This is a genomic window from Rhodocytophaga rosea (genome assembly GCF_010119975.1).
GTDB classification, from domain to species: domain Bacteria; phylum Bacteroidota; class Bacteroidia; order Cytophagales; family 172606-1; genus Rhodocytophaga; species Rhodocytophaga rosea.
In genome coordinates this window covers 1,188,359-1,209,755 of the sequence record NZ_CP048222.1, presented here as the reverse complement: position 1 = coordinate 1,209,755, position 21,397 = coordinate 1,188,359, and the positions used below count along the sequence as shown (strand labels likewise).

Sequence of the window (21,397 nt, the reverse complement as noted above, 5' to 3'; positions counted from 1 at the left end):
ATCTTCACATAGTTTAACTGCTTTAAATCATGGATTTATAAATGGGTTCGCATCGTTTGAAGTATCCAAAAGGGTTGCCGCTAATATTAAAATATTGATGTCAGGCAAAATATTAGGATTGCGTTTGCTTGGTAGCTTAATAAGTAAAGTTCAATAGTAATCCCGTTGCTGAAAGTGGTTACGTATGCTCTGCTTGTAGCAATGCTCATGTTGTGTATTGCCTTTCGTCAGCTTAAATTTGCTAACCATTTTACACAAGAGACAAAAATGCTTAAAGATTTAATTTTAAAGTTTGGTAAGGAAAAAATTAATACCCTTACAAAATACTCTTCAATCCTTACACTTCATCAATTGGGCGAGAAGGGTCGATTAAAAAATGAACTGACCACGCCGATTGAAAATGAACTAATGTACGCAACCGAAAAGATAGATGGAACAAATGTAAGAATTGTTTGCTTTGGTAATGAATATTTGGTTGGCGCAAGGGAGTTCATTTTACATCATTCACAGGATTTATATTTTGATAATGCACAAGGTATTGTTGATGGTCTTAAATCTCTAAATATTCAAATTCCCCAAACGGAGTCATTAACAGTTATCTATGGAGAGTTTTATGGCGGCAAAACTACTGCAAACTCTAAGTGGTATGGTCAAGATAAAAATGGATTTCGTGTTTTCGATATTGCTGTTTATGATGACTTATCAATACTTGATTTGTCGCAACAAGAAATTTCAAAATGGCGGGAAAGAGAAACTGAAAATGGAATTGTATACGGTCAAAAATTCCTTACTCGTTCTGAAATGCAAAATCAATTTCCCCATTTTGAATTTGTCCCACTTGTTGAATTTGAATTAGGGAATTTGTCGCATCTCACGATACTTGAAAACTTAAAAAAGTTTCTTCCATTCACAAATGTTGCTCTGTCCGAGAATGCTATTAAAAAGGCAGAAGGTATCGTTTTACGGAATGATAACAGGTCAAAAATTGTCAAAATAAGGTTTGAAGATTATGAACGGTCATTAAAGTAGTATATAACTCTCAAATATACCAAAGCCTTATAGAGGTTTTGTCTTATCTGATAAGGTATCGTATTTTATTATCGTAGGTTGTAGTATTGCCAAACCGTCCTAATCTTATCCCAATACCAAGATTTTTATCAGGTTTTAAGTATAACAGTTAGACAATTTGCCATCCAACTATACTTTACCTGAGCAAATGTACCCATCCAGTGAAAGACTGGTTATTCCTGGCAGTAGTAATCCGATAAAAATATACGCCGCTGCTCAGGCCGGTGCCATCCCATTTCTGACCGTAATGCAGCGCTCTGTATACTTCCTTGCCAAATCTGTTATAAATCTGGATATAATGATTGGGATACAACTCTAAGTTTTTAATGACCCAGTAATCATTTTTGTCGTCATTATTGGGCGTAATTACATTAGGAATGAACAAAGGATGCTCAAATTCCAGGCATACTTCATTTGACCAGGAATAGGTAGAAAATCCACTTTCCTCCAAAGCCCTGATCCGGAAACACTGCCTGAAACCAGCTTTGGCCGAAAGACTGATATAGCTGAGCTGAAACTTATCTACCACATCATATAAACTGAAATCGGTTTCTTCATCCAGTTTGCGCCAGATCTGAAAAGTTTTTACGCCTTTGGGCCATCCACTGTAATCGTTCCATTGCAATTGAATACTCTCTTTTTCTTCATCGCCGGTTCCGGTTACCACGATGGAATGATGATATATACTTGCCAAGGGACTCGCACATTGGTTATTGCCTTCTATTTTGTATTCAAAAGATTGCGTATCTGTAGACAGGTCTTTATCTGTAAATAAAGTATCTGTGTGTGATACGCTGCCAGCTGCCGTCCATTCACCCACAGCAGGTAAAACGGTTCTCCTACTGATAGTAAAAGTATTGGCAATAGCAGGAGCATTTCTGATCTGGAAGCATATTTCAATATCTTTCAGATTAGCGTGTGCCACAGAAACCGATTTGATGATAATTTCCGAAGCATCATATAACAATGGAAATGTTACCTGGCCAGTACAGTTTTTATCCGAAATTTCGAAAGCTGTTAAGCTGGCATCTTTTAAAAAAACTTCCTCCCAGTTGACTATAATCTGCGAACTATCGGCACTGGCAGAAATAATACGGCCATGTGCAATTGTCCAGGTAAAACGGGAGCCGGGTGAACCTGAAACCTGATAGGTAAGATTGGTAAAATGTTGCGGACAGATGGCCAGATCGGTGCTTTTTACTGCCGGAGCAGGAATGGGAGAAATGGCAATCGCTTGTTCAATAATTGCACTCTGGCAGCCAAATCTGGTAATCTCCCTGACAGCCAGCGTACCAGTTCCGGCAGATTGCCAGTTTATTGTTACAGAATTTCCGGACGTGTCGACAATGGTTCCGCCGCTTACCTGCCATTGATAAGCAGAAGCCGCGTCCCCATTTACACTGTATAATACATTGTTCGTAAAGGCACAAACCTGGGTGAGTCCCGAAATCTGGCTGGCTTGCGGAAGGGGGGCAACCTGAATATTGAGTGTGTCTGACGTGCCAAAACAAACATCCGAAACCGTTGTGCTTTGCTCATTCACCCATACTTTGCCAGTGCCTGCACCTGTCCAGTTTACGAGAATACGATGGGTGCCATTTCCACTTACAATCACGCCATTATTTGATAGGCCCCAGGTGTATACAGAGCCATTGGCAGGATTTACTTCATACTGGATATTAGTAGCCGCATTTAAACATAGGGTATCAGGATGAATAGGAGAGAAGGGTTTTTCGGTTTCCAAGAGCACATTTATTTTTACCGGCAGGCTATTACTGGCAGTTCCACAGGTATAATTACTCGAAGCCGTCACTTCTACTTTAGCCGAAACCGTAGCCGTTTGCCAGTCAACCAGAATCTGGCTGCTTCGCTGTCCGGAAGAAATATTACCTCCACTAACCGCCCATGTATAGCTGGTATTCAACTGCGGATTGGCGATTTTATAGAGAATATCTGCTGCATTTGGGCAAACGGATTTTACCCCAACAATTACCGGAAGATTTACCTGTGGAAATACCGTTACCTGCACCGTATCTCTGTCTATATTTCCGCAGTTTGAAAGGGGAGTATGGGTCGTAACAATATATTGAAAGGTTTGTGGTAAACCGGTTGTATTGGTAAGCGTAACGGTAGGATTGGCTTTGGTCGCATCATCCAGTCCGGTTTGCGGACTCCAGGTATAGGTAAATCCAGTTGCCGGAAGGGCACCTAACTGGCCTGTGCCTCCGGAGCAGAATTGCAGGTTCGGCCCGGCATTGGCCTGCCTGGGCAAAACAGTGACCTGAATGGTATCCTGATCTGTACATCCGCCTGAATCATACGTGGTGGTAAGCACATACTGGTAAGTAACAGGCGCAGAAGTAGTATTGGTTATATTTACCATGGGATGGGCCGAGGTAGGATCGCTTAACCCAGTAGCAGGCGACCACAAATAGCTGAAACCATTTGTTTCAATGGTTCCGATTTCCCTGGAAGCACCAGAGCATAGCTGCAAATCTGTTCCGGCGTAAGCAAACCTTCCGAGTACCGTTATAGTTACCGCATCCGCATAGGCACATAAGGTATCATCTACCAGGGAATCTTTAGTAACAAAATAGGTGTAATTAACAGGATTATTGGTGTTATTGGTTAATGTAACTTTAGGATTAGATGCGGTAGGGTCACTCAAACCTGTAGCCGGAGTCCATACATACCGGTAGGGTTCGTTTGGAGAAGAAGGAACGCCCAGTTCTGTTTCTGCTCCGCTGCACACAACTCTATCCAAACCGGCATTAGGAGGTGAAACAATAGGTTTATACGTATACAACACAAAATCCCGGATGGAATGACGGTCCGTATTGCCGCCTGTGCTGGCGGTTAATCCGAAATATCCGGTAAAATCTATAGTATAATTGCCTTCCGTTACAAAATCATTGTTAATAAATACCCGTATTCTTCCAAAGTCATAGGTAATTTTTATGCGGTTATAAGTCGGTTGCCTCAGAATATGCAAAGGTCCGGTAGTGGGTTGTTGAGAACTCGGACATTCCAGCGTTGCTTCTGTTCCAGAGCCATAGGTAGTATTTCCATCTGCATAACGGATTTCCAGTTTAGGCACCGGAATAACCGTGCTTACATTCGGACAGTTGAGCCAGGTATCGAGAATCACCATTAATCCTTTTGGTGTGGAAGGAATTCCCAGATTCCCTCCTTGCAGAAAACCAGTGGGCGGATTTTCCAGAAAGCAGAAAGCAATACCATCAGCAGCGGTGCCATCATAAATACGGTAATCAAATTCTGCTACCCATTTCTGGCATTCGGATATATTTACCGGCTGGTTATAAAAACAAGCACCATTGTTAAAATTAGTGGGATTGCAGAGCACCATTTCATTGGCAAAAGCATCGCCATCTCCGTTGGTATCTCCAATATGGGCATCACCGGTCAGGTTCCAGCCTTTGGTATCCATTACAGGTGAGCCGGTTAGCCTGGCAAAAGGATAGGTTTGTGCATAGGTAATCCGGGTGCCAAGCAGCAGGAGCATTGCTATTAAGTAAGGAACATGAGTTTTACAATGAATTTTCATGTCTGTATGGAAGATGGTCTTCGATGGGTTACCAGTCACAGCTTAACGAAGGATCGTTCATCCCGATTGGTTGCCCGGGAGGTGGAGCCAATGGTTCGGGAATTTTTAGCTCCTCCGGATTCTCCTGCAACCGCTTGATCTGATACAGGGCATACACAACCTGTGCCTGCTGAGATTCGCCTTTGGCGGCAGAATTAAGCAGCCATTCCCTTAGTTCAGAAAGCTTCATAAATGCAATTGCCCGTACTTGTGCAGGCGCTTCCTTGTTGAGGGATAAAGTCATCAGGTGCTGCAAGACTACATTCCCAACCGTTCGTTGCACTTCCGCCTCATAGTCAGATTTAGGTTTCTGGTTAGATTTCCAGGTGCTGGCAAGCAATTGATCAATTACTTCACTCAGACCTATATATTTTTCATTCCGGGCTTTGTATTCGATGAGTCTGGCGGCTCTTTCCGGATTCAGCAGTAAACCCACTGTATGGTTAGCCGCTACTTCAGCCGCAGAGAAAGCATCAAAAGTTCCTCCGGTACGGTTGGGAAACAGCTCACGGGTACGGTCGTAGCCAAAAGCTCTGGGTGGAATAAGCATAAGTATTTTTTCCGGTAAGACCAGTGCTTCCGGACTTATGGTAGCAAGCAATGCTTCCAGGGCTTTCCGGTTTTCTTCCGGAGAGATCATCTCCAGAGGTTTTTGCCCATCGCCCCGCATGGCATAGGTATAATTGATTCCACCCAGCACTTTGGCAGCAGCTTCTACCTGATACCGGTGGCTCATATACAGCGGAACCAATACTTCTTCCAGGGTGCTCATGGGCATTCCCTGTCGTATATTTTTTTCAGAAAAACGGCTTAAAGCTACCTGGCGAACCTGCATCATCCGGTTGAGTTCATCAATGGCATTGCCCCCATTGTCCCATAAATGTGTAGCTGGATGGGCACTTCCGGCTGGTCTGGCATCCTGGTCGGTGAGGAAAATGTTTCCCTGCTTGATAGCATCGGCAAGAATTTTATTCAGTGCTGCTTTTTCCTCTGTTCCCGACCCAAAATCCTGGTAGCCATACGCAATCGCTGTTTTGTCCCAGGTACCGATTCCATCCGCATACGCATCGGATAGATCTATATTTCCCTCTTTAGAAAGTTTAACAAGCGGATGCGGATAATCCATTACAGAACCTCTGTTGGCTGTACTGGCAATATAATTATGGGATATGCCAAGCGTATGTCCGACCTCATGTGCCGCAAGTTGCCGCAAACGTGCCAATGCCATTTTTTCCATTTCTGGCGAAACTGGTTTTCCATCTTCATAAGGCGCAAGTAATCCTTCAGCAATCAGAAAATCCTGGCGTACCCGGAGCGAACCCAGGGTAACATGCCCCTTAATGATTTCGCCGGTCCGTGGGTCAATTACGCCACCGCCATACGACCAGCCTCTGGTGGAACGATGCACCCATTGAATCAGATTATAACGGACATCCATTGGATCGGCGCCTTCGGGCATGAGTTCTACCCGGAAAGCATTTTTGTAACCGGCGGCTTCAAAAGCCTGGTTCCACCAGCTGGCACCTTCCATTAAAGCAGTACGGATAGGTTCCGGAGCCCCTCTGTCCATATAATACACAATGGGTTCGACCGCTTCACTAAGAGCAGCACCTGGATTTTTCTTTTGCAGGCGGTGACGGGCGATCAGGCGTTTTACAATAGGTTCGCTGATGGGTGTGGCATAATCCATATAGCTGATGCCAAAATACCCGGATCTTGGATCAAATGCCCTGGGTTTAAATCCATTATCGGGTAGTTGCACAAAGGAATGATGCTGCCGGATGGTAATAGCTTCCGGGGTTGGAACGGTGGAACGTACATAGTTTCCAGGATCACTGCCTGTAAATGTCAGGGTAACTTCTATTTCTGAATTTTGCGGAAAACATTTGGTACGGGGTAGATGAAAAGCCGATCTGGTGGCATCCAGTACATAATTTCCCTGTTTCGTATTTTTAATTGTTCCACTTACATTGTGTGCATCCCGCAGGCAAAAAGAAGTGATATCTACCAGTGCCCGTTCTCCTTCCAAAGCAAGTACTTCTGTTCCCCATAACACCGACTGGGCAAAGGATTCTTCTACCGCCCGTTTTTCGTCGGCATTGTTGCTGATGGCTCTGAAAGTATAGTTGGGTTGTAGCAGCAATACTTTAGGCCCGGTTTTCTGGAATTTTACAATGCGTTCTGTGCCTAACTGTCCACGATCGAGGCCAATATCATTAGAGCCAATTCCGGTAGGCAGGGAGTTTACATACAAAAATTCAGTATCCCACTTATCAATTTCCAGGTAGAGTTTGCCTGTTTTCTCCTCCCAGTACAGGTTAAAAAAGCCCGGCATCTTTTTCAAACCAGCCGTTTTGGAAGCAATCGTACTTGTTTTTTCGTCTGGCCTGGGCTGGGATTTTGCCGGAATGAAAGCAAGCTGTAGGGTGAAAAGCAGAATAAGATAGGAAAGGTTTTTCATGAATGTAGGTGGCGACAGAAGCGGTTTACAAATTATATATTTTCTGCTAATAATGTATGGTCCGGCTTTTGAAATATCCTTAGCAGGTACACCTCTTGCCTTTTGGGAAACATGGTGGGTTTATTTCAGAGGGGAGGTTATTGGATGTGAAACTTTCTGATTAACTTTATTAGTTAACTGTATATCAGTTTACCCTGATGGCATAGAAGTGTAACACTTTATTGCCATCAACAGCCAGCTAAATTAAGATTCATTATTCATGCGATTGCGCCTATGAAAACATTCCTTTCCGCACTACTGTTGTCTGGATTATTCTCCTTCTCTTTACCGGCAACTGCTCAATACATGCCTTCAACCAAATTACAAGCCTCTTTTTCGCAGCAAATGCAACGGCTGGACTCACTGGCCAGTTTGCCGGATGCAGTTAACCGCAAAAAACAGGTAGACTCGTTCTGGACAGAACTGATGGCCAACAAACAAATACCTTTTACAGAAGGCGATTCAGTGGCTTTTCTGTACAAGGGTTCGGCGGATTCGGTGAGCTGGCAGGGAGATTTTAATGGATGGGGAAGCCGGGCTGGGGGCCATATTTTTAATAACCGGGGTTACCGGGTGGGCAAAAGTGATGTGTGGCGGATGATAGCTGCTTTTCCGCAAGATGCCCGTATTGATTATAAAATTGTACTCAATGGCCGGGAGTGGATTACAGACCCGGCAAATCCAAACCAGCAATGGGGGGAGGCGGACCTAATTCAGAACTCCGTATGCCAGCCTGGCAGCCGGAAGAGGCTGCAACAGATAAGAAAAATATCAGCAAAGGCAAGTTGAGTGATAATTTATCGGTGAAAAGCAGTGAAATGGGCTATGCCTTACAATACAAAGTGTATCTGCCGGCCGGGTATGAAAAACTCTCCAAGCTGCCGGTTGTGTATGTAACCGATGGGCATGAATATGCGGATGACCGGATGGGAGCCATGGTGCGGATTCTGGATAACTTAATCGCTGAACACAAAATAAAACCGGTAATTGCTGTTTTTATTGACCCCAGAGAAATAGCTAATCCAGGCAATAACCGGCGCATGATCGAACTTGTGCTGAATGATAAATTTGTTTCTTTCATTACGCAGGAACTGGTTCCGGATATAGACAAAAAATATAAAACAGACCCTTCACCGCAGTCCAGAGGCATTATGGGAACTTCACTGGGGGGATTAAATGCAGCGTATGTAGGCATAAAAGCCAGTGATAAAATCAGTTTGCTGGGTATCCATTCGCCTGCCTTCTGGTACCGCCCTCAGATTTATACTTTGTATGAAAACAGCCCGAAACTGCCACTCAAAATATTTATGAGTACCGGTGTGATCAGTGATACAGAAGAGGGTGCCCGCCGGATGAAATCTATTCTGGAATCGAAACAATATACCCTGCAATACAAAGAGGTGAATGAAGGCCATTCCTGGGGAAATTGGCGGTCTTTGATTGACGACATTCTGATCTATTTGTTCCCAGCTTAGGTTACAGAAAAGAGTAATAGAATTTCATGTTTGCCTGATTTTGTATGAGAATGTTCATCCATTATTATAAAGATATACACGTCTTTAATTTTCCCTTTTCCGGACTTATAAGCCTGATTGGCATTTTATTATGGGGAGGTGATATCAACAGATTCTTTCTCTACTTTTTCCTGACGCTTCTTACCGGAGGATTTGCCCTTTCTTTATACTATTATCAGTCAAGATATGCCAGCCAGTACTATTTCTATTATAACCGGGGTTTTTCTAAACTAAAACTGATCTTAATTTCAGTAGCAATAAATCTATGTCTGTTTATTTTCTATAAATGTCTGGCCATATTTTAGAAGCGGATAGTATTCTCCACAGCTTTGGTACCAGAAGTTTGCTGTCAGACGTTTACCTCAAATGTCAGACTGGCGAGATCACTGGTTTACTGGGTAGAAACGGAAGTGGTAAATCTACGCTGCTCAAAATACTGTTTGGTTCCCTGCCTGCTGACAATAAACATATTCGCATCGATGATAAAATATATCATCAGCCTTTTAGGCATCAACTTATTGGTTATTTGCCTCAGGATGCTTTTCTGCCCGCCAACTTATCCTTGCATCAGATTATAGATATATTCATTCCTTCAAAGACAAACAGAAGCCGTATCAAAGAAGACGAAAGAGTGAAGCTTCATCTGAAGAAGCGAGTTAATCAGTTATCCGGGGGAGAAGTCAGGTATTTTGAACTATTATTATTGCTTCACCTTGATGCTCCTTTTTTGCTGCTGGATGAACCTTTTTCGGGTATAGAACCCATCTATAAAGAGCACATCAAAACGTTATTAAGAGCTTACAAGCAAGAGAAAGGATTTATTATCACAGATCATGATTACAGGCATATTATTGAGGTGAGCGACAAGATCATTTTATTAACAAATGGAGCTTGTAAGCACATTAAACATCTACGTGAACTGGAAGATTATAAGTATATCCCGCCAGGATCAGTATAGTAATTGTAATGGCAACTCAGAATGAGGGATTAGTAGGGTAAGTTACATAGTTCATTACTTGGTACTTACGGTTTCCCCGATCCGGTGAATTTGATGGATGTGGTGGCATACGTGCTCATTCATAAAACCAAGTGTCTGAAGAATATTGAGGAAGCCGGTTAAGGGGTGTTTGAATATGTTTTTATGGATTGTACCGGCAGGAAGCAGAGTCAGAAACTTTTCCCATTCACCGCGCACTTCCTCCCATTTCGCAATTGCTTCTGCTAAGGTTACTCCTTCAGGTGGAAGCGCTACTTGTTTAGGTGCTTTTATTTTCTTCCGGTAACGCAAGGCAACTAGCACAACCATGTACCGAAGCCAGGAACGCAGATTCGAGTCTTGTAATTCTCCTTTTAATAATTTCCGTTGTACATATCCTAAAATCTGGATTTCAGTAATAGCCAGATGTATGGCTACCTGCGCCATCGACCATTCTTCTGGCGAGGGTTTAACCGGTGATACGCTTTGAGGATAACTCTGGATAATAGAAATCAGCCTATTGCGGGAGTCTTCCAGTTGTTGAAAAAGCTTTTCTGTTTTTGGATGCATGCACGATTACCAGTTCAATCAGAGAGCCAATGTATAAAAATTCTGTGCTGTTACCGGCAATACCGTAGCAATGAATCTGCTGAACTGGTCAATCCGAGTTCATATGCTTGCTGCCAGTCGTGACAGGCCCCTCTTTTATCTTGTAGTGCTTTTTTAGCAGCTGCCTGCAAAAAAATAGCTGGACCTTTTAAGGTGGGTTCATGGATTGCCTGGGCACAATCAGTAAGTACCCGTTCATATCTTCTCATTTTGAGTAAACTCATGGCTCTGAAAAGATACATTTCCGGAACCGGTACTTTTGAATGGCGTATGGCCTTATCAAAGTCCTCATAGGCATGGATAGAATTAGCATCCAGTTGCAGCCATAATTGTCCTCTTTTCAGATAAGCTTCTGCATATTCATCATCAAATTCTATGGCCTCCTCCAGCTTGGTAAAGGCATTGTATGTCTGGTTGCGGTCTATATAATACAGGGCTTCTGCATACCGCATACGGGCCGACCGCTGATTCATGAATGTATAGAGCGAATACCCTATAATGGCCATAATGAGTATAATTATTGTTCCCACACCATAGGCTTTTCTGGCAGCATTTGGGTCATGGCGGTAGGTGGGCGGTGAATAAGGCCGGGAATAGGTATAGGTTTGGTTGTAGGTAGGCTGCTGGGTAGTATCTGTGGTATAGCTGTAAGAACTGTATCCATTCAGCTTCAGGTCATAGATAAGTTTATCCTGTGTATCCGAAAGAACCTGATAGGCTTCATTGATCTGTTTGAATTTTTCTTCTGCCACCAGGCTTCCTGCATTCCGGTCGGGATGATACTGTAAAGCCAGTTTCTTGAATGCTGACTTAATTTCCTGAATGCCTGCCTGTCTGCTGATTCCTAATATTTGATAGTAATCTGTCATGAAAATCTATACGAAATACAACCTGTTCACACAATTAGATAAGATACTGATGGATATTTTATCTCTGAAAATAGGATCAGAGATAAAAGAATAAAATGTACACCATCAACAGGCTTCTAACAAAAATACTGATTTTTGGGGAGGATTTGTTTGTATAGCGTAGGTATTTCTTTACTGCCCTACCTTCAGGAATAGGTGATATGCGGGAGTTTGCAGGCTTCGGGAACCTCTGCAACTACATTTCCAGTAAGTGTAATCTGGCAGGTGAGGCGTTCGGTTAATTTAAGCCTGCCCTGGTTGCGGTATTTTTGTTCAGCTGCAGAAAGGTGGCTTATATTTTGCATCCCTTCCACCACCCGGATACGGCAGGTCGTACATCTGCCTTTTCCTCCACATGCATGCATCCAGTCGACAGTCGCCAGTTGAATATGGTATAAGGCGCTTTTAGCTGGGTGTGTAATTTCTATAGGCTTGTTAAAAAGGTTTCGTATGATAAGTGTGGGCATAAATTGATACCTTTACAAATTAATTAAAAGCGTGAACAGATGACAAACAAACTCAATATTCCCGCGCTGGAAACATACAGTAAAATATACGCCAGAAAAATGGCTGGCGATTTTTTTTCGAAGCAGCCTGCTATTACAGGCAACCAGATTCTTACTTACAGTCCGATGGGGCAGGTAAATTTGTTTATTCTGCATCATCTGTTTGCAGCCTGGCAGGATGAAACGGCCCGTTTGCAAAGCCCCTACTTTGATTACCATACTATTGAGGTACAGGAAGCTCTAAAGCAGTTTATGAACACAGTTTCAAGGCATATTTCTGTACGCCGGGAACATTTTGAGCCATTGGTGAACCGGGCTGTAGTTTCTACCCTCACTTTACTTTTATCTCCCTACACCTTTGTTGAAGATTTACTTCGTGCCAACAAAAGCGGAAAAGTAAATATAGCGCAATTTAAAGAGACTGGCCGGTATGTGCAGATACACAAGCCTTTCTATCAGGCGCTCACTGACCGCATGGAAAGTTTGAATCCAAGTGAAGTGCCGGTTCAGCAGGCGATTACCTTGCTGAATGAAGTATATGCACAATTCCAGGACCAGCTGGAACCAGCAGCTTCGTATATAGAGTCATTTTCACAGGCCGTTCCACTGGATGAAAATGATTTGCTGCTGGAGCAGGCACAAGTTAAACAACCACAGCCTAAGCAACCGGAACCTGTAATTGAGCCAATCATATTTGAACTGGACAAGCGGGAAGTTGCGCCAGAAGAACCCAGACACGAACCCAAAGTACCGGCTCCGGAAAAGAGAGTTCCTTTGCAGGAGCAGCCTACCTTGCCTTTGCCGGAAATTCAGGTTGACATTGAAAAGTTTGTAAAAGCGGCGCATACACCTCCCACGCCGGTAGCCAAAACGCCTGTAGGGCCAGTACCACAAGTTGAACCAGTAAAGCCTGTTGAGCCGGTGAAACCGCCGGAACCGGTAAAAACGGAAGCGGTAAAACCTGTGATTGTGAATGATAAGCCAGTAAATCTTTATGAAAAGTTTATCCGGGAGCAGCCTACCCTCAACGACCGCCTCAAGCAAGGCCCCAAGCCAACATTGCTGGATAAACATCAGAAAGCGAAGATAGATGATTTAAAAAGTGCTATTTCACTCAACCAGCGTTTTTTGTTCATCAATGAATTATTTAAGGGCGACGGAACAGCTTTCAACCAGGCATTAGCGGAACTGGAGAAATGCCCGGATCATCAATCGGCCATGGACCTGGTAAATACCAGATATGCCGCAACCTACCGCTGGGATTTTAATAATGAGGAGGTAATGAATTTTCTGGAGATTGTAGAGCGGAAGTTTTATTGAGATTGCTGAGCTAAAATGATAGTAGCTGCCATTAGATTGTGCAATAAATTATCAATCTGCTATTTATTATTCATTTTTATAGGATGTCAATCAAAAAAAGATAAAATGATTCATTATAGCAAAGAATCTATTTTAGCTGAACTCGATAGCGCAAAAGTTTCTGATCCATATAAGTTTTTTCCTGATTTAGGACATGGCTATTTTTATTTGGCAGGTAGCAGAATTAATTTATTTGCAGATAGTACCTGTTGGGCAATTGTCTTCGAGAAAACAGGATATTTAAACCGGGGATTAGTTGTTGCCATTGAATTAACATATTTTGGGAATTGTCTTTCTAATCTTGACAAAGCTGGGTTAGATAACCGCTTCACCTGTAATACAAAATGGGTTGACCTGATTAGTGGGGAAGAGTTAGATAGAATATCTGATAGTTTTGAACTGGTATCAAATTTAGCCAAAACAGTTAAGGTGAGAAATACAGATATAGCCATTGAGCACAATCTTGTAAACTATCGCAATAAGGGAATAGAGATAAGAGAGGATGATAACCCGGAAGACTTAATAGACTTTGTAGCTTTAATAAGGTATTTGGATGAAGAAAATGTTGAACTTTTTAGAGCTACAGATGAAGAATTACATATATGTCTTCCAAAAGACTTACCAAAACTTATGAGTATTGATCAATGGCACCATAAGGAATACACTTATTATGAAAATGAAATGATAGGAACAAAGCCTAGTGAATATGAGACATTTCAGATGATTGCAGACATACTTGTTACAAGTAATAAAAGTAAGTGGGAACCTACGCTTGAGTCGAACAATCATTGGAAAAATTGGCCTCAAGCTGGCAATTTATAAAACCAAATTAAACACCCATATTTAAATTAAGTGGATAATGAAAATGCATCATATCAATCTGGTTACAATAAAAATTAGCCAAATAATGAGCAAACTAACGCTTCTAATAATTACCATTTTCTACGCTTCACAAGTCCAGGCACAAGTGATTACCGATTCACTGTTAATTGAGGGGAATTACCGGAGTTTTCATTTCACTGACCCAGGTGATAGCAAACGGGAGAATCTGGTATTTGTGATGCATGGTTCCGGTGGCAATGGTATGGGTATGATGAAAGCAACGGCTAAACTGGAAGAAAAAGCAAAAGCAGAAAAACTGTTGCTGGTATATCCCAATGGCTATAAGAATTACTGGAATGAATGCCGGAAAGCTGCCACTTCTACTGCCAATATCGAAAATATCAATGAGAATGCTTTTTTCGCCGGAATGATAGACTATTTCAGTAAGAAATATAACACAAAAAAAGTATTTGCCATGGGTACCTCCGGGGGCGGACATATGGCCTATAAACTGGCACTCACTATGCCGGAAAGATTTAAAGCGGTTACTGCTATTATTGCCAACCTACCTGATACCAATAACCTGGATTGTATTGAAGTAAAACGCCCTATTCCGGTGATGATCATCAATGGTACTGATGATCCGCTAAACCTGTACCAGGGTGGCATGATGGTTTCAGGTAATGTTACCTTTGGATATGTCCGTTCTACCGACAGAACATTTGCCTACTGGGCAAATCTGGCTGGCTATACCGGCGAACCAGTCAAAGAAAAACTGCCGGATACTGACCCTGCGGACGGAAAAATTATTGAGCGCTTTACCTTCAAAAAGAAAGGAAAGCCAGAAGTGGCACTACTAAAAGTAATCGGTGGCAAACACGATTATCCCAACGACATTGATGTACACGAAGAAGCCTGGAAGTTTTTTAAGCGGCAGTGAAAATAGTCATTGGTCAGTAGTCATTAGCCAACTTGTTTTCTTAACAAAACCAAAAAGCCGGTATCAAGATACCGGCTTTTTGGTTAATTGAGTTTGAAATACAAATGTATAATGAGTGTTTCAGATTTACACTGATAGACCAACAACTATCAACGAATTAGTTCTAACTTCCTTTTGGCGTACCTACTGCTTCAATCACTTTTACTTTATCTTTTTTACTGATGCCTGAAACTACCTCAATATTAATTCCATCCGAAATGCCGGTTTTTACCAGTCTCTTTTCGAATTTCTGCGGCTGCGTTTCTACTTCCACAAATATACTATCTTTCTTGAACTGAAGCATGCTTTCTTTTAAAGCCAGTACGCTGTCTTTTTTATCGAGTACAATATCGGCATTGGCGCTATAGCCGGCACGTATAAAGTCTTTTTCATCGAGCAACATATTAGCCCGTACCTGGAATTTAATTGCGCCTTCGGAGGTATCGCCTTTCGGAGAAATATATTCAAGCGTCGCTTTATAAATTTTGCCTTCCAGCGCGCCAATCACCAGATTAAGGTCCATTCCCTCTTTAATTTTGCCCACTTCCGATTCATCTACCAGACCTTCGAAAATCAGGCTTTTCATGTCGGCTACGGTAGCGATAGTGGTTCCGGAGTTAAAAGTATTTCTTTCAATAACTGAAGTACCTACTTTTACCGGCACATCGAGCAGCATCCCGGCCACCGGCGAATAGACCAGGTTAGAAACTTGCCCACTCTTTTTAGAAGCCCCTTCTTTTACCAGTTGCAGATTGGTTTCGGCCGCTTGTAAGGCTTCTTTTTTTAGGTTGAAATCGAGTAGAAATCGGTTATATTCCTGGTCTGCAACTACTTTCTGGTCATACAAGGCTTTCTGCCGGTCGAGTTCTACTTTGGAGTTCTGGAAATTGATCCGGGCTGTTTCCAGAGAAGTTTCCGCTGTATTTACACTCACAATATTGGGAACAATCCGCACTTTGGCTATCAACTGTCCGGCTTTTACGGTTTGCCCGGCATCTACATACAGTTCTTCAACAATACCGGAAACCTGTGGTTTAATAGCGACTTCCCGGCGGGGAACAATGGAACCGGTAGCAACGGTTTTTTTCACGATGTTGGTTACAAATGGCGTTTCTGTTTTGTATACGACAGGATCAGTTTTAGACTTTTTATAAAAATAATAGCCTAACCATCCAGATAAACCCAGAAATATCAAGCCTACAATACTTAGAATTACTTTTTTCATTGTTAAGGTATAATTACAGTTTTTTTTATTAAATCGTTTACGTATAGATATTTACTCGTCCCGTAGTGCTACTACCGGATCGATATTGGCGGCTTTGGTGGCTGGAATTAATCCGGCTATGGCACCACAAAAAACCAGTAAGAGTAGGGCTGTGGCGGCAATTGTCAGGTTTACTTCCGGATTTGCAAAAAACTCTCCCTCCGCTTCAAACTTCTTTAACAGATAATTGATAAGTGCAATTAACCCTGTACCGGTGACCAGACCAATGTAGCCGGCTACTCCGGTAATGACAATGGATTCCTGAATAATAAGGCTGATAATAGACCAGGGAGTAGCTCCCAATGCTTTGCGGATGCCTATTTCTTTGGTCCTCTCTTTTACCACGATCAGCATAATATTGCCTACACCAATAATACCGGCGATAATGGTTCCAATACTCACAACCCAGCTAAAGCCTTTAATCCCGGTGAATAAGCCCTGTATCCGCTTAAATTCTTCTTCTACGTTGGCTGAGCCCAGTGCCCGTACATCATCCGGGTGTATATCGTGGCGTTTGGCAAGCAGTTCTTTTACCTTCTTTTCGATTACCGCTGATTCTACGCCTTCTTGTGGAACCATTGCCAGATAATCTACCCGGTTATATTGATTAAATGCTTGTTGTAAAGTAGTGCTGGGAATAAAAATAGTCTGTGCATCTTCCTGATTGTCTTCCGTACTGCCTCGGCCTTTAAAAGTACCAACTACTTTAAAATAGATGCCTTTAATGCTAATATATTCTCCTATTGGATCTTTATCACCAAAAAGCACTTTATGGACTCGGGTACCGATGATAGCCACTTTGCGTTTATCCCGGATATCTAAAGTATTAACAAAACGGCCTTGCAGAATGACTAATGGTTTTACACCCATCCAGTCCGGATACTCGCCATATACGGTGAAAGAAGAGCTTTTATTATTATAATTTACTTTAAAATTACCTTGTACCTGGTTTTGTGGGGCCAGAATTGCTACTTCCGGAATAGTCTGGCGGATAGCCACTACATCATCATTGGTGAAAGGAATATAACGGCCTGCTTTTAAGCCTTTGTAAGGAATGCTGGTACGCTGTGACCAGACAAACACGGTATTTTTGGCAATATCAAAACTTCCTACCACCCCATTCTCAAATCCATTTCCGGCACCCAGCAATACCACCAGCATAAAAATACCCCAGAACACCCCGAAGGCAGTCAGGAAGGTACGCAGCTTGTGTTTGCGGACAGTAGCGTAGATTTCACTCCATTTGTCTAAATCAAACATAATATCTTAATTGAAAATTAATAATTGAGAATTGAGAATGCTATTATAAATTTTACATTTTCAATTATTCATTTCTAGCTTAGTCTGCTCTGAGGGCTTCTATTGGTTTAATTTGTGCTGCTTTGATGGCGGGAATCAGTCCGGCAATGGCACCGGAAATCACGAGAACTACGGTGGCTGATAAGGCCACGCCCACATCTACCCCTGGCTTGGTAAAGTAAGGGAGTTCAGCGCCGGTAGAATCAATCAGGTAGCGTATACCATCCAGCAATCCTACACCAGCCAGCAAACCGAGGTAGCCCGAAAATGCTGTAATTACAATAGATTCCTGAATAATGAGGCTGACAATAGAAAAAGGAGTTGCGCCTATGGCTTTGCGAACGCCTATCTCTTTGGTCCGCTCTTTTACAATGATGAGCATAATATTACTTACTCCCACAATTCCGGCGATCAGCGTTCCGGTGCCTACTACCCATACAAACAAGCGGATGGCATCGAATAAACCCTGGAAGCGTTTGTAATCTTCTTCATTGTTGTTCATGCCGATGGCCTGCTCATCTTCTACAGCAAATTTCTGCCGCTGTGCCAGCACTTGTCTGACCTTCTCTTCTACCGCTTTAACAGAAACACCTGGTCTGGCGGTAATTGCAATATTGTGTACATTCCGGCCAGGGTTAAATACGGTTTGATATAAAGTAAAGGGTATAAATGCTCTTTCCTCAAAACGGCCATTATTGCCTTCTTTCTTAAATATGCCTACCACCTGAAAATAAACTCCTTTGATATTGATATATTCTCCGATAGCATCTTTATCAGGGCCGAAAAGTACATCTTTAATCCGGTTTCCAATCACCACTACCTTTCTGGACTCAAACATATCGTTCCGGTTCAACAGGCGGCCTTGTGTCAGGTTGAGAATGTCTACAGAGAAGAACTCTGGAGAAGTAGCCAGCACCCGGAAAGAGCCATTTTTATTTTTATAGGTTAAGGTATACTCTCCCCACAACCAGTTACGGGGGGCTACCACTTCTACTCCTTCTACTTCCCGGCCAATGGCTGCCAGATCTTCTGCTTTAAAATTCACTTCACGCCCTGGCTGTAATCCTTTATGGGGAATAGAAGTACGTCCGTTCCATACCCAAAGGCTATTGATAGCAAAAGAACCAAATTCGCCTTCTATGCCGTTCTGCATTCCTTTACCGGCTCCCAGCAGCAATACCAGCATAAAGATCCCCCAGAACACTCCAAAAGCAGTCAGGAAGGTACGCAGTTTATTTTTCTGCATGGTGGCCAGTATTTCCTGCCATTTGTCTAAGTCGAACATACGTATATTATTAAATGGTTGAAGGCTAAATGGTTAATTGATAACAGGTATATGCTCGCGAACGAATTTTTCCGATTTTTCGATGATGCCATCTTTCAGGCGGATCACCCGGTCGGTCATTTCAGCAATATCGTTTTCGTGGGTAACAATAATCACTGTCATGCCCTGCTGGTTTACTTCCTTAAAAATTTGCATTACTTCATAGGAAGTCTGCGTATCGAGCGCACCAGTAGGTTCGTCGGCCAGAATTACTTTCGGTTTAGAAATCAGTGCTCTGGCGATGGCTACCCTTTGTTTCTGACCACCGGAAAGCTCATTAGGTGAGTGATCCGCCCAGGCTTTCAGGCCCACTCTGTCTAAGTATTCCAAGGCCCGTTTGTTGCGTTCTTTGCGTCCGACCTTCTGGTAATACAAAGGCAGGGCTACATTTTCCATCGCATTTTTAAAAGATAGCAAATTAAATGATTGAAATACAAAGCCTAACAGGTGATTCCGGTAATAGGCCGCTTTGGTTTGAGATAAGTTCCGGATAGAGTTTCCATTGAGCAGATATTCTCCAGAATCGTAGGTATCCAGAATACCTAGAATATTGAGCATAGTAGATTTGCCAGAACCAGATGAACCCATGATCGAAACCAGTTCACCAGCCCCGATATGGACGTCAATCCCTTTCAATACATGCAATTTATTATGCCCGATAGAATAATATTTATTTATGTTATGCAGTTGAATCATAGCGAAAGTGTTAAGGAAAAGAATTAGCCTGTAAAACCAAGTAATTTGTAATGCAAGGTAGTGCTTTTATAAGGGGACTAAAGTTAATTTTGATGACCAGTATCTATTCTGTATGACTGGCATATGTCTGGTATGAACTTATTGCCAAAAACAAAATATTATCCTATACTATACGTTTTGCTCTCCACTGCTTAAATTCTGAAAATTGTTCAGTAGAACACCTGTTTCCTATAAAAGTCAAGCATTAGATACACAACCATAAGTGAAGGTTGCACCAGGGTTGGAAAAAATTATCAATGCATAAACCAGCTTATTTTTAACGTTTCTACTTATACCGAATAGTATAAAGAACCTTCCATAGATGTTATATGTTGATCAAGTATGGGAAGAGTAACCAAAACTGAGCTCATCGAGAGTGCCGAGCAGTTGCTGAAGATGAGCAAAAAAATAGCCCATCCGCTAGCCGGAGCCAGACTGCGGGCTTTTTACCTCTACAAGAGTGGGCAGGCTAAAGCGTATGGACAAATAGCTGCTGCCGTAGGCTATGAGCGTCATGCAGTGGGCCAGTGGTTCCGGCTTTACAAACAGAAAGGGCTGCAAGCCTGTCTTCAGATAGATCCGGGCGGCCACAAAAGGGCATCACAGATTGCAGGTAAAGTACTTGAGCAGTTGAAGGCAAAGCTTGCTGATCCAAACAACTATTTTACTTCTTATAAGCAAATCCATGAGTGGTTGCACACGGCGCATGGCATTGATCTGAGCTATGAGCATGTACATTGGTTTGTCCACCGACAGCTGGGGGCAAAGCTGAAAGTGGTTAGAAAGAGCAACCTGAAAAAGGATCTAGCCTATGAGCAGAAGTATAAAAAAAACTAAACTTGGTGCTCACTTTCCTCTTACAGCGCTACTATGCTCCTTTGGCTGCCAAAGGGGTAGTCAGCCATTGGAAGGTGTACTATCAGGATGAGAGCCGCTTTGGTTTGATGACTGTTTTGAGAAGAGCCATCACCCTTGCCGGCATAAAACCGGTAGGAGCCTATCAGCACCGCTTCATCTACCGCTACTGCTATGGATTGGTAGAACCGCTGACAGGAGATCACTTCTTTATTACTGCCCCACAGGTTAACACGCTTTACTTTGAGTATATGCTTGAGGAGTTTAGCCGCCATCAACCGCAAGTGTTCAAGTTTATCTTTGTAGACAAAGCAGGCTATCACCGGGCAAAAGCCTTGCAAGTGCCCCAAAATATCCGCCTGGTGTATTTACCTTCTTCCAACCCTGAACTCAATCCGGTCGAAAGGCTGTGGGGGGATATGAAAAACAAAGTAGCTTTTCACAACTTCAGCCATGAACAAGAACTGGAAGCCTGGATCACTAATACGGCTAAAAGTTATGGGCAAAGACAGATCGCCTCTCTAACCGGATACCCTTACATTTTAGAAGCCATCAGCAAGATTACAACCTCTATGGAATAGCCTTCGCCCTATTTGGTATTATATGAAAAGTATAAGAATAAGCAGATGAATTCACCTTTTCCTCCCTATGAAGAGGAACGGAAAATAAAATAAAAAGTAACCAGGGATAATAGTTAGAGCAGAGTGTTTTGTCATTTGGCTATAAAGATTACTAATAGACCCATTTGCACATATTACTAGGGTTATGACTTAAAGCTTGTATGATATGGAGTACTATCATTCTGCCATCATGAAATAATGGGAGTTAAGAAATATTCTGTCTCCCCAATTTCAGGCAGAACAGAATCCAATAGTTCCTTTAACCAATCTAAATCTGTCTTTTGGGCTGGATCTATGTTTACATCCAGTAACATGATCACACCTCTCTCAGAAATACGATCTACATACATTATATCAATAAATTGATTATCCAATCTTTCAAATACTTTTTGAGGATCGGTAAGATTTCTGATTTCGATATATTTGTCTAAAATAATTGCCATGATAATGTATCT

Annotated in this window: 20 protein-coding genes; 10 read left to right on the top strand and 10 right to left on the bottom strand. The window is 42.4% G+C overall.

Going from position 1 to position 21,397, the window contains the following annotated elements:
- Positions 1 to 174: 174 nt before the first annotated feature.
- Positions 175 to 1,029, top strand: a complete 855-nt coding sequence (locus GXP67_RS05230; RefSeq protein WP_232065267.1) for an RNA ligase family protein — start codon at positions 175 to 177, stop codon at positions 1,027 to 1,029.
- 175 nt (positions 1,030 to 1,204) lie between these two features.
- On the opposite strand, the gene GXP67_RS05225 is transcribed toward GXP67_RS05230, so the two are convergent.
- Both GXP67_RS05225 and GXP67_RS05220 read right to left on the bottom strand, forming a co-directional pair.
- Positions 1,205 to 4,633, bottom strand: coding sequence for a PKD-like domain-containing protein (locus tag GXP67_RS05225; RefSeq protein WP_162442181.1), 3,429 nt, complete (start codon positions 4,631 to 4,633; stop codon positions 1,205 to 1,207).
- Between the two features lie 28 nt (positions 4,634 to 4,661).
- Entirely contained in the window at positions 4,662 to 7,133 is a 2,472-nt protein-coding gene (locus GXP67_RS05220) for a zinc-dependent metalloprotease (protein WP_162442180.1), read from the bottom strand.
- A 273-nt stretch (positions 7,134 to 7,406) separates the two neighbouring features.
- On the opposite strand from GXP67_RS05220, the gene GXP67_RS05215 reads away from it, so the two are divergent.
- From GXP67_RS05215 to GXP67_RS05200, 4 genes are read left to right on the top strand one after another with little or no spacing between them, the layout of a single operon-like run.
- Positions 7,407 to 7,961, top strand: a complete 555-nt coding sequence (locus GXP67_RS05215; RefSeq protein ID WP_162442179.1) for an early set domain-containing protein — start codon at positions 7,407 to 7,409, stop codon at positions 7,959 to 7,961.
- On the top strand, positions 7,898 to 8,647 hold the full coding sequence (locus GXP67_RS05210) for an alpha/beta hydrolase (protein ID WP_162442178.1): 750 nt from the start codon (positions 7,898 to 7,900) through the stop codon (positions 8,645 to 8,647). The genes GXP67_RS05215 and GXP67_RS05210 overlap by 64 nt, the downstream gene beginning before the upstream one ends.
- A 44-nt stretch (positions 8,648 to 8,691) precedes the next feature.
- Positions 8,692 to 8,991, top strand: coding sequence for a hypothetical protein (locus GXP67_RS05205; RefSeq protein ID WP_162442177.1), 300 nt, complete (start codon positions 8,692 to 8,694; stop codon positions 8,989 to 8,991).
- Positions 8,973 to 9,644, top strand: coding sequence for an ATP-binding cassette domain-containing protein (locus GXP67_RS05200; protein ID WP_162442176.1), 672 nt, complete (start codon positions 8,973 to 8,975; stop codon positions 9,642 to 9,644). Before GXP67_RS05205 ends, GXP67_RS05200 begins: the two co-directional genes overlap by 19 nt.
- A gap of 54 nt (positions 9,645 to 9,698) precedes the next feature.
- Here GXP67_RS05200 and GXP67_RS05195 read toward each other — a convergent pair whose 3' ends face one another.
- The 3 genes from GXP67_RS05195 to GXP67_RS05185 form a co-directional block, all read right to left on the bottom strand.
- Positions 9,699 to 10,232 carry a DinB family protein gene (locus GXP67_RS05195; protein WP_162442175.1) on the bottom strand — a complete coding sequence of 178 codons (534 nt, stop codon included), beginning with the start codon at positions 10,230 to 10,232 and terminating at the stop codon, positions 9,699 to 9,701.
- 50 nt (positions 10,233 to 10,282) lie between these two features.
- Positions 10,283 to 11,140 carry a DnaJ domain-containing protein gene (locus GXP67_RS37975; protein ID WP_162442174.1) on the bottom strand — a complete coding sequence of 286 codons (858 nt, stop codon included), beginning with the start codon at positions 11,138 to 11,140 and terminating at the stop codon, positions 10,283 to 10,285.
- A gap of 185 nt (positions 11,141 to 11,325) precedes the next feature.
- Positions 11,326 to 11,646, bottom strand: coding sequence for a 2Fe-2S iron-sulfur cluster-binding protein (locus tag GXP67_RS05185; protein WP_162442173.1), 321 nt, complete (start codon positions 11,644 to 11,646; stop codon positions 11,326 to 11,328).
- A gap of 39 nt (positions 11,647 to 11,685) precedes the next feature.
- Between GXP67_RS05185 and GXP67_RS05180 the strand changes: the two genes are divergently transcribed.
- The 3 genes from GXP67_RS05180 to GXP67_RS05170 all read left to right on the top strand — a co-directional run bounded on the left by GXP67_RS05180 (position 11,686) and on the right by GXP67_RS05170 (position 14,806).
- Positions 11,686 to 13,005: a DUF8457 domain-containing protein gene (locus GXP67_RS05180; RefSeq protein WP_162442172.1), complete on the top strand. Its 1,320-nt coding sequence runs from the start codon at positions 11,686 to 11,688 to the stop codon at positions 13,003 to 13,005.
- 15 nt (positions 13,006 to 13,020) lie between these two features.
- The gene (locus GXP67_RS05175) at positions 13,021 to 13,866 is read left to right on the top strand and encodes a DUF7003 family protein (RefSeq protein ID WP_162442171.1); all 846 of its coding nucleotides are present in this window, start codon (positions 13,021 to 13,023) and stop codon (positions 13,864 to 13,866) included.
- Between the two features lie 85 nt (positions 13,867 to 13,951).
- The gene (locus GXP67_RS05170) at positions 13,952 to 14,806 is read left to right on the top strand and encodes a CE1 family esterase (protein WP_162442170.1); all 855 of its coding nucleotides are present in this window, start codon (positions 13,952 to 13,954) and stop codon (positions 14,804 to 14,806) included.
- Positions 14,807 to 14,969: 163 nt separating this feature from the next.
- On the opposite strand, the gene GXP67_RS05165 is transcribed toward GXP67_RS05170, so the two are convergent.
- The 4 genes from GXP67_RS05165 to GXP67_RS05150 form a co-directional block, all read right to left on the bottom strand.
- Positions 14,970 to 16,070, bottom strand: a complete 1,101-nt coding sequence (locus GXP67_RS05165; protein ID WP_162442169.1) for an efflux RND transporter periplasmic adaptor subunit — start codon at positions 16,068 to 16,070, stop codon at positions 14,970 to 14,972.
- 51 nt (positions 16,071 to 16,121) lie between these two features.
- The gene (locus GXP67_RS05160) at positions 16,122 to 17,369 is read right to left on the bottom strand and encodes an ABC transporter permease (protein ID WP_162442168.1); all 1,248 of its coding nucleotides are present in this window, start codon (positions 17,367 to 17,369) and stop codon (positions 16,122 to 16,124) included.
- 79 nt (positions 17,370 to 17,448) lie between these two features.
- On the bottom strand, positions 17,449 to 18,693 hold the full coding sequence (locus tag GXP67_RS05155) for an ABC transporter permease (RefSeq protein WP_162442167.1): 1,245 nt from the start codon (positions 18,691 to 18,693) through the stop codon (positions 17,449 to 17,451).
- A 33-nt stretch (positions 18,694 to 18,726) separates the two neighbouring features.
- The gene (locus GXP67_RS05150; RefSeq protein ID WP_162442166.1) at positions 18,727 to 19,428 is read right to left on the bottom strand and encodes an ABC transporter ATP-binding protein; all 702 of its coding nucleotides are present in this window, start codon (positions 19,426 to 19,428) and stop codon (positions 18,727 to 18,729) included.
- A gap of 381 nt (positions 19,429 to 19,809) precedes the next feature.
- Between GXP67_RS05150 and GXP67_RS05145 the strand changes: the two genes are divergently transcribed.
- Together GXP67_RS05145 and GXP67_RS05140 are read left to right on the top strand one after the other, a co-directional pair.
- Complete coding sequence (locus GXP67_RS05145; protein WP_162441766.1) at positions 19,810 to 20,304, top strand: helix-turn-helix domain-containing protein; 495 nt, start codon at positions 19,810 to 19,812, stop codon at positions 20,302 to 20,304.
- 5 nt (positions 20,305 to 20,309) lie between these two features.
- On the top strand, positions 20,310 to 20,903 hold the full coding sequence (locus GXP67_RS05140) for an IS630 family transposase (RefSeq protein WP_162441765.1): 594 nt from the start codon (positions 20,310 to 20,312) through the stop codon (positions 20,901 to 20,903).
- A 227-nt stretch (positions 20,904 to 21,130) separates the two neighbouring features.
- Here the strand turns inward: GXP67_RS05140 and GXP67_RS05135 are convergent, their stop codons facing one another.
- On the bottom strand, positions 21,131 to 21,385 hold the full coding sequence (locus tag GXP67_RS05135; RefSeq protein WP_162442165.1) for a hypothetical protein: 255 nt from the start codon (positions 21,383 to 21,385) through the stop codon (positions 21,131 to 21,133).
- Between the last annotated feature and the right edge of the window lie 12 nt (positions 21,386 to 21,397).

Excerpts from the sequence above, each read along its gene's own strand:
- GXP67_RS05225 (WP_162442181.1), bottom strand. The coding sequence starts at position 4,633 with ATGAAAATTCATTGTAAAACTCATGTTCCTTACTTAATAGCAATGCTC.
- GXP67_RS05220 (WP_162442180.1), bottom strand. The coding sequence starts at position 7,133 with ATGAAAAACCTTTCCTATCTTATTCTGCTTTTCACCCTACAGCTTGCT.
- GXP67_RS05215 (WP_162442179.1), top strand. The coding sequence starts at position 7,407 with ATGAAAACATTCCTTTCCGCACTACTGTTGTCTGGATTATTCTCCTTC.
- GXP67_RS05210 (WP_162442178.1), top strand. The coding sequence starts at position 7,898 with ATGCCAGCCTGGCAGCCGGAAGAGGCTGCAACAGATAAGAAAAATATC.
- GXP67_RS05205 (WP_162442177.1), top strand. The coding sequence starts at position 8,692 with ATGAGAATGTTCATCCATTATTATAAAGATATACACGTCTTTAATTTT.
- GXP67_RS05200 (WP_162442176.1), top strand. The coding sequence starts at position 8,973 with ATGTCTGGCCATATTTTAGAAGCGGATAGTATTCTCCACAGCTTTGGT.
- GXP67_RS05195 (WP_162442175.1), bottom strand. The coding sequence starts at position 10,232 with ATGCATCCAAAAACAGAAAAGCTTTTTCAACAACTGGAAGACTCCCGC.
- GXP67_RS37975 (WP_162442174.1), bottom strand. The coding sequence starts at position 11,140 with ATGACAGATTACTATCAAATATTAGGAATCAGCAGACAGGCAGGCATT.
- GXP67_RS05185 (WP_162442173.1), bottom strand. The coding sequence starts at position 11,646 with ATGCCCACACTTATCATACGAAACCTTTTTAACAAGCCTATAGAAATT.
- GXP67_RS05180 (WP_162442172.1), top strand. The coding sequence starts at position 11,686 with ATGACAAACAAACTCAATATTCCCGCGCTGGAAACATACAGTAAAATA.
- GXP67_RS05175 (WP_162442171.1), top strand. The coding sequence starts at position 13,021 with ATGATAGTAGCTGCCATTAGATTGTGCAATAAATTATCAATCTGCTAT.
- GXP67_RS05170 (WP_162442170.1), top strand. The coding sequence starts at position 13,952 with ATGAGCAAACTAACGCTTCTAATAATTACCATTTTCTACGCTTCACAA.
- GXP67_RS05165 (WP_162442169.1), bottom strand. The coding sequence starts at position 16,070 with ATGAAAAAAGTAATTCTAAGTATTGTAGGCTTGATATTTCTGGGTTTA.
- GXP67_RS05160 (WP_162442168.1), bottom strand. The coding sequence starts at position 17,369 with ATGTTTGATTTAGACAAATGGAGTGAAATCTACGCTACTGTCCGCAAA.
- GXP67_RS05155 (WP_162442167.1), bottom strand. The coding sequence starts at position 18,693 with ATGTTCGACTTAGACAAATGGCAGGAAATACTGGCCACCATGCAGAAA.
- GXP67_RS05150 (WP_162442166.1), bottom strand. The coding sequence starts at position 19,428 with ATGATTCAACTGCATAACATAAATAAATATTATTCTATCGGGCATAAT.
- GXP67_RS05145 (WP_162441766.1), top strand. The coding sequence starts at position 19,810 with ATGGGAAGAGTAACCAAAACTGAGCTCATCGAGAGTGCCGAGCAGTTG.
- GXP67_RS05135 (WP_162442165.1), bottom strand. The coding sequence starts at position 21,385 with ATGGCAATTATTTTAGACAAATATATCGAAATCAGAAATCTTACCGAT.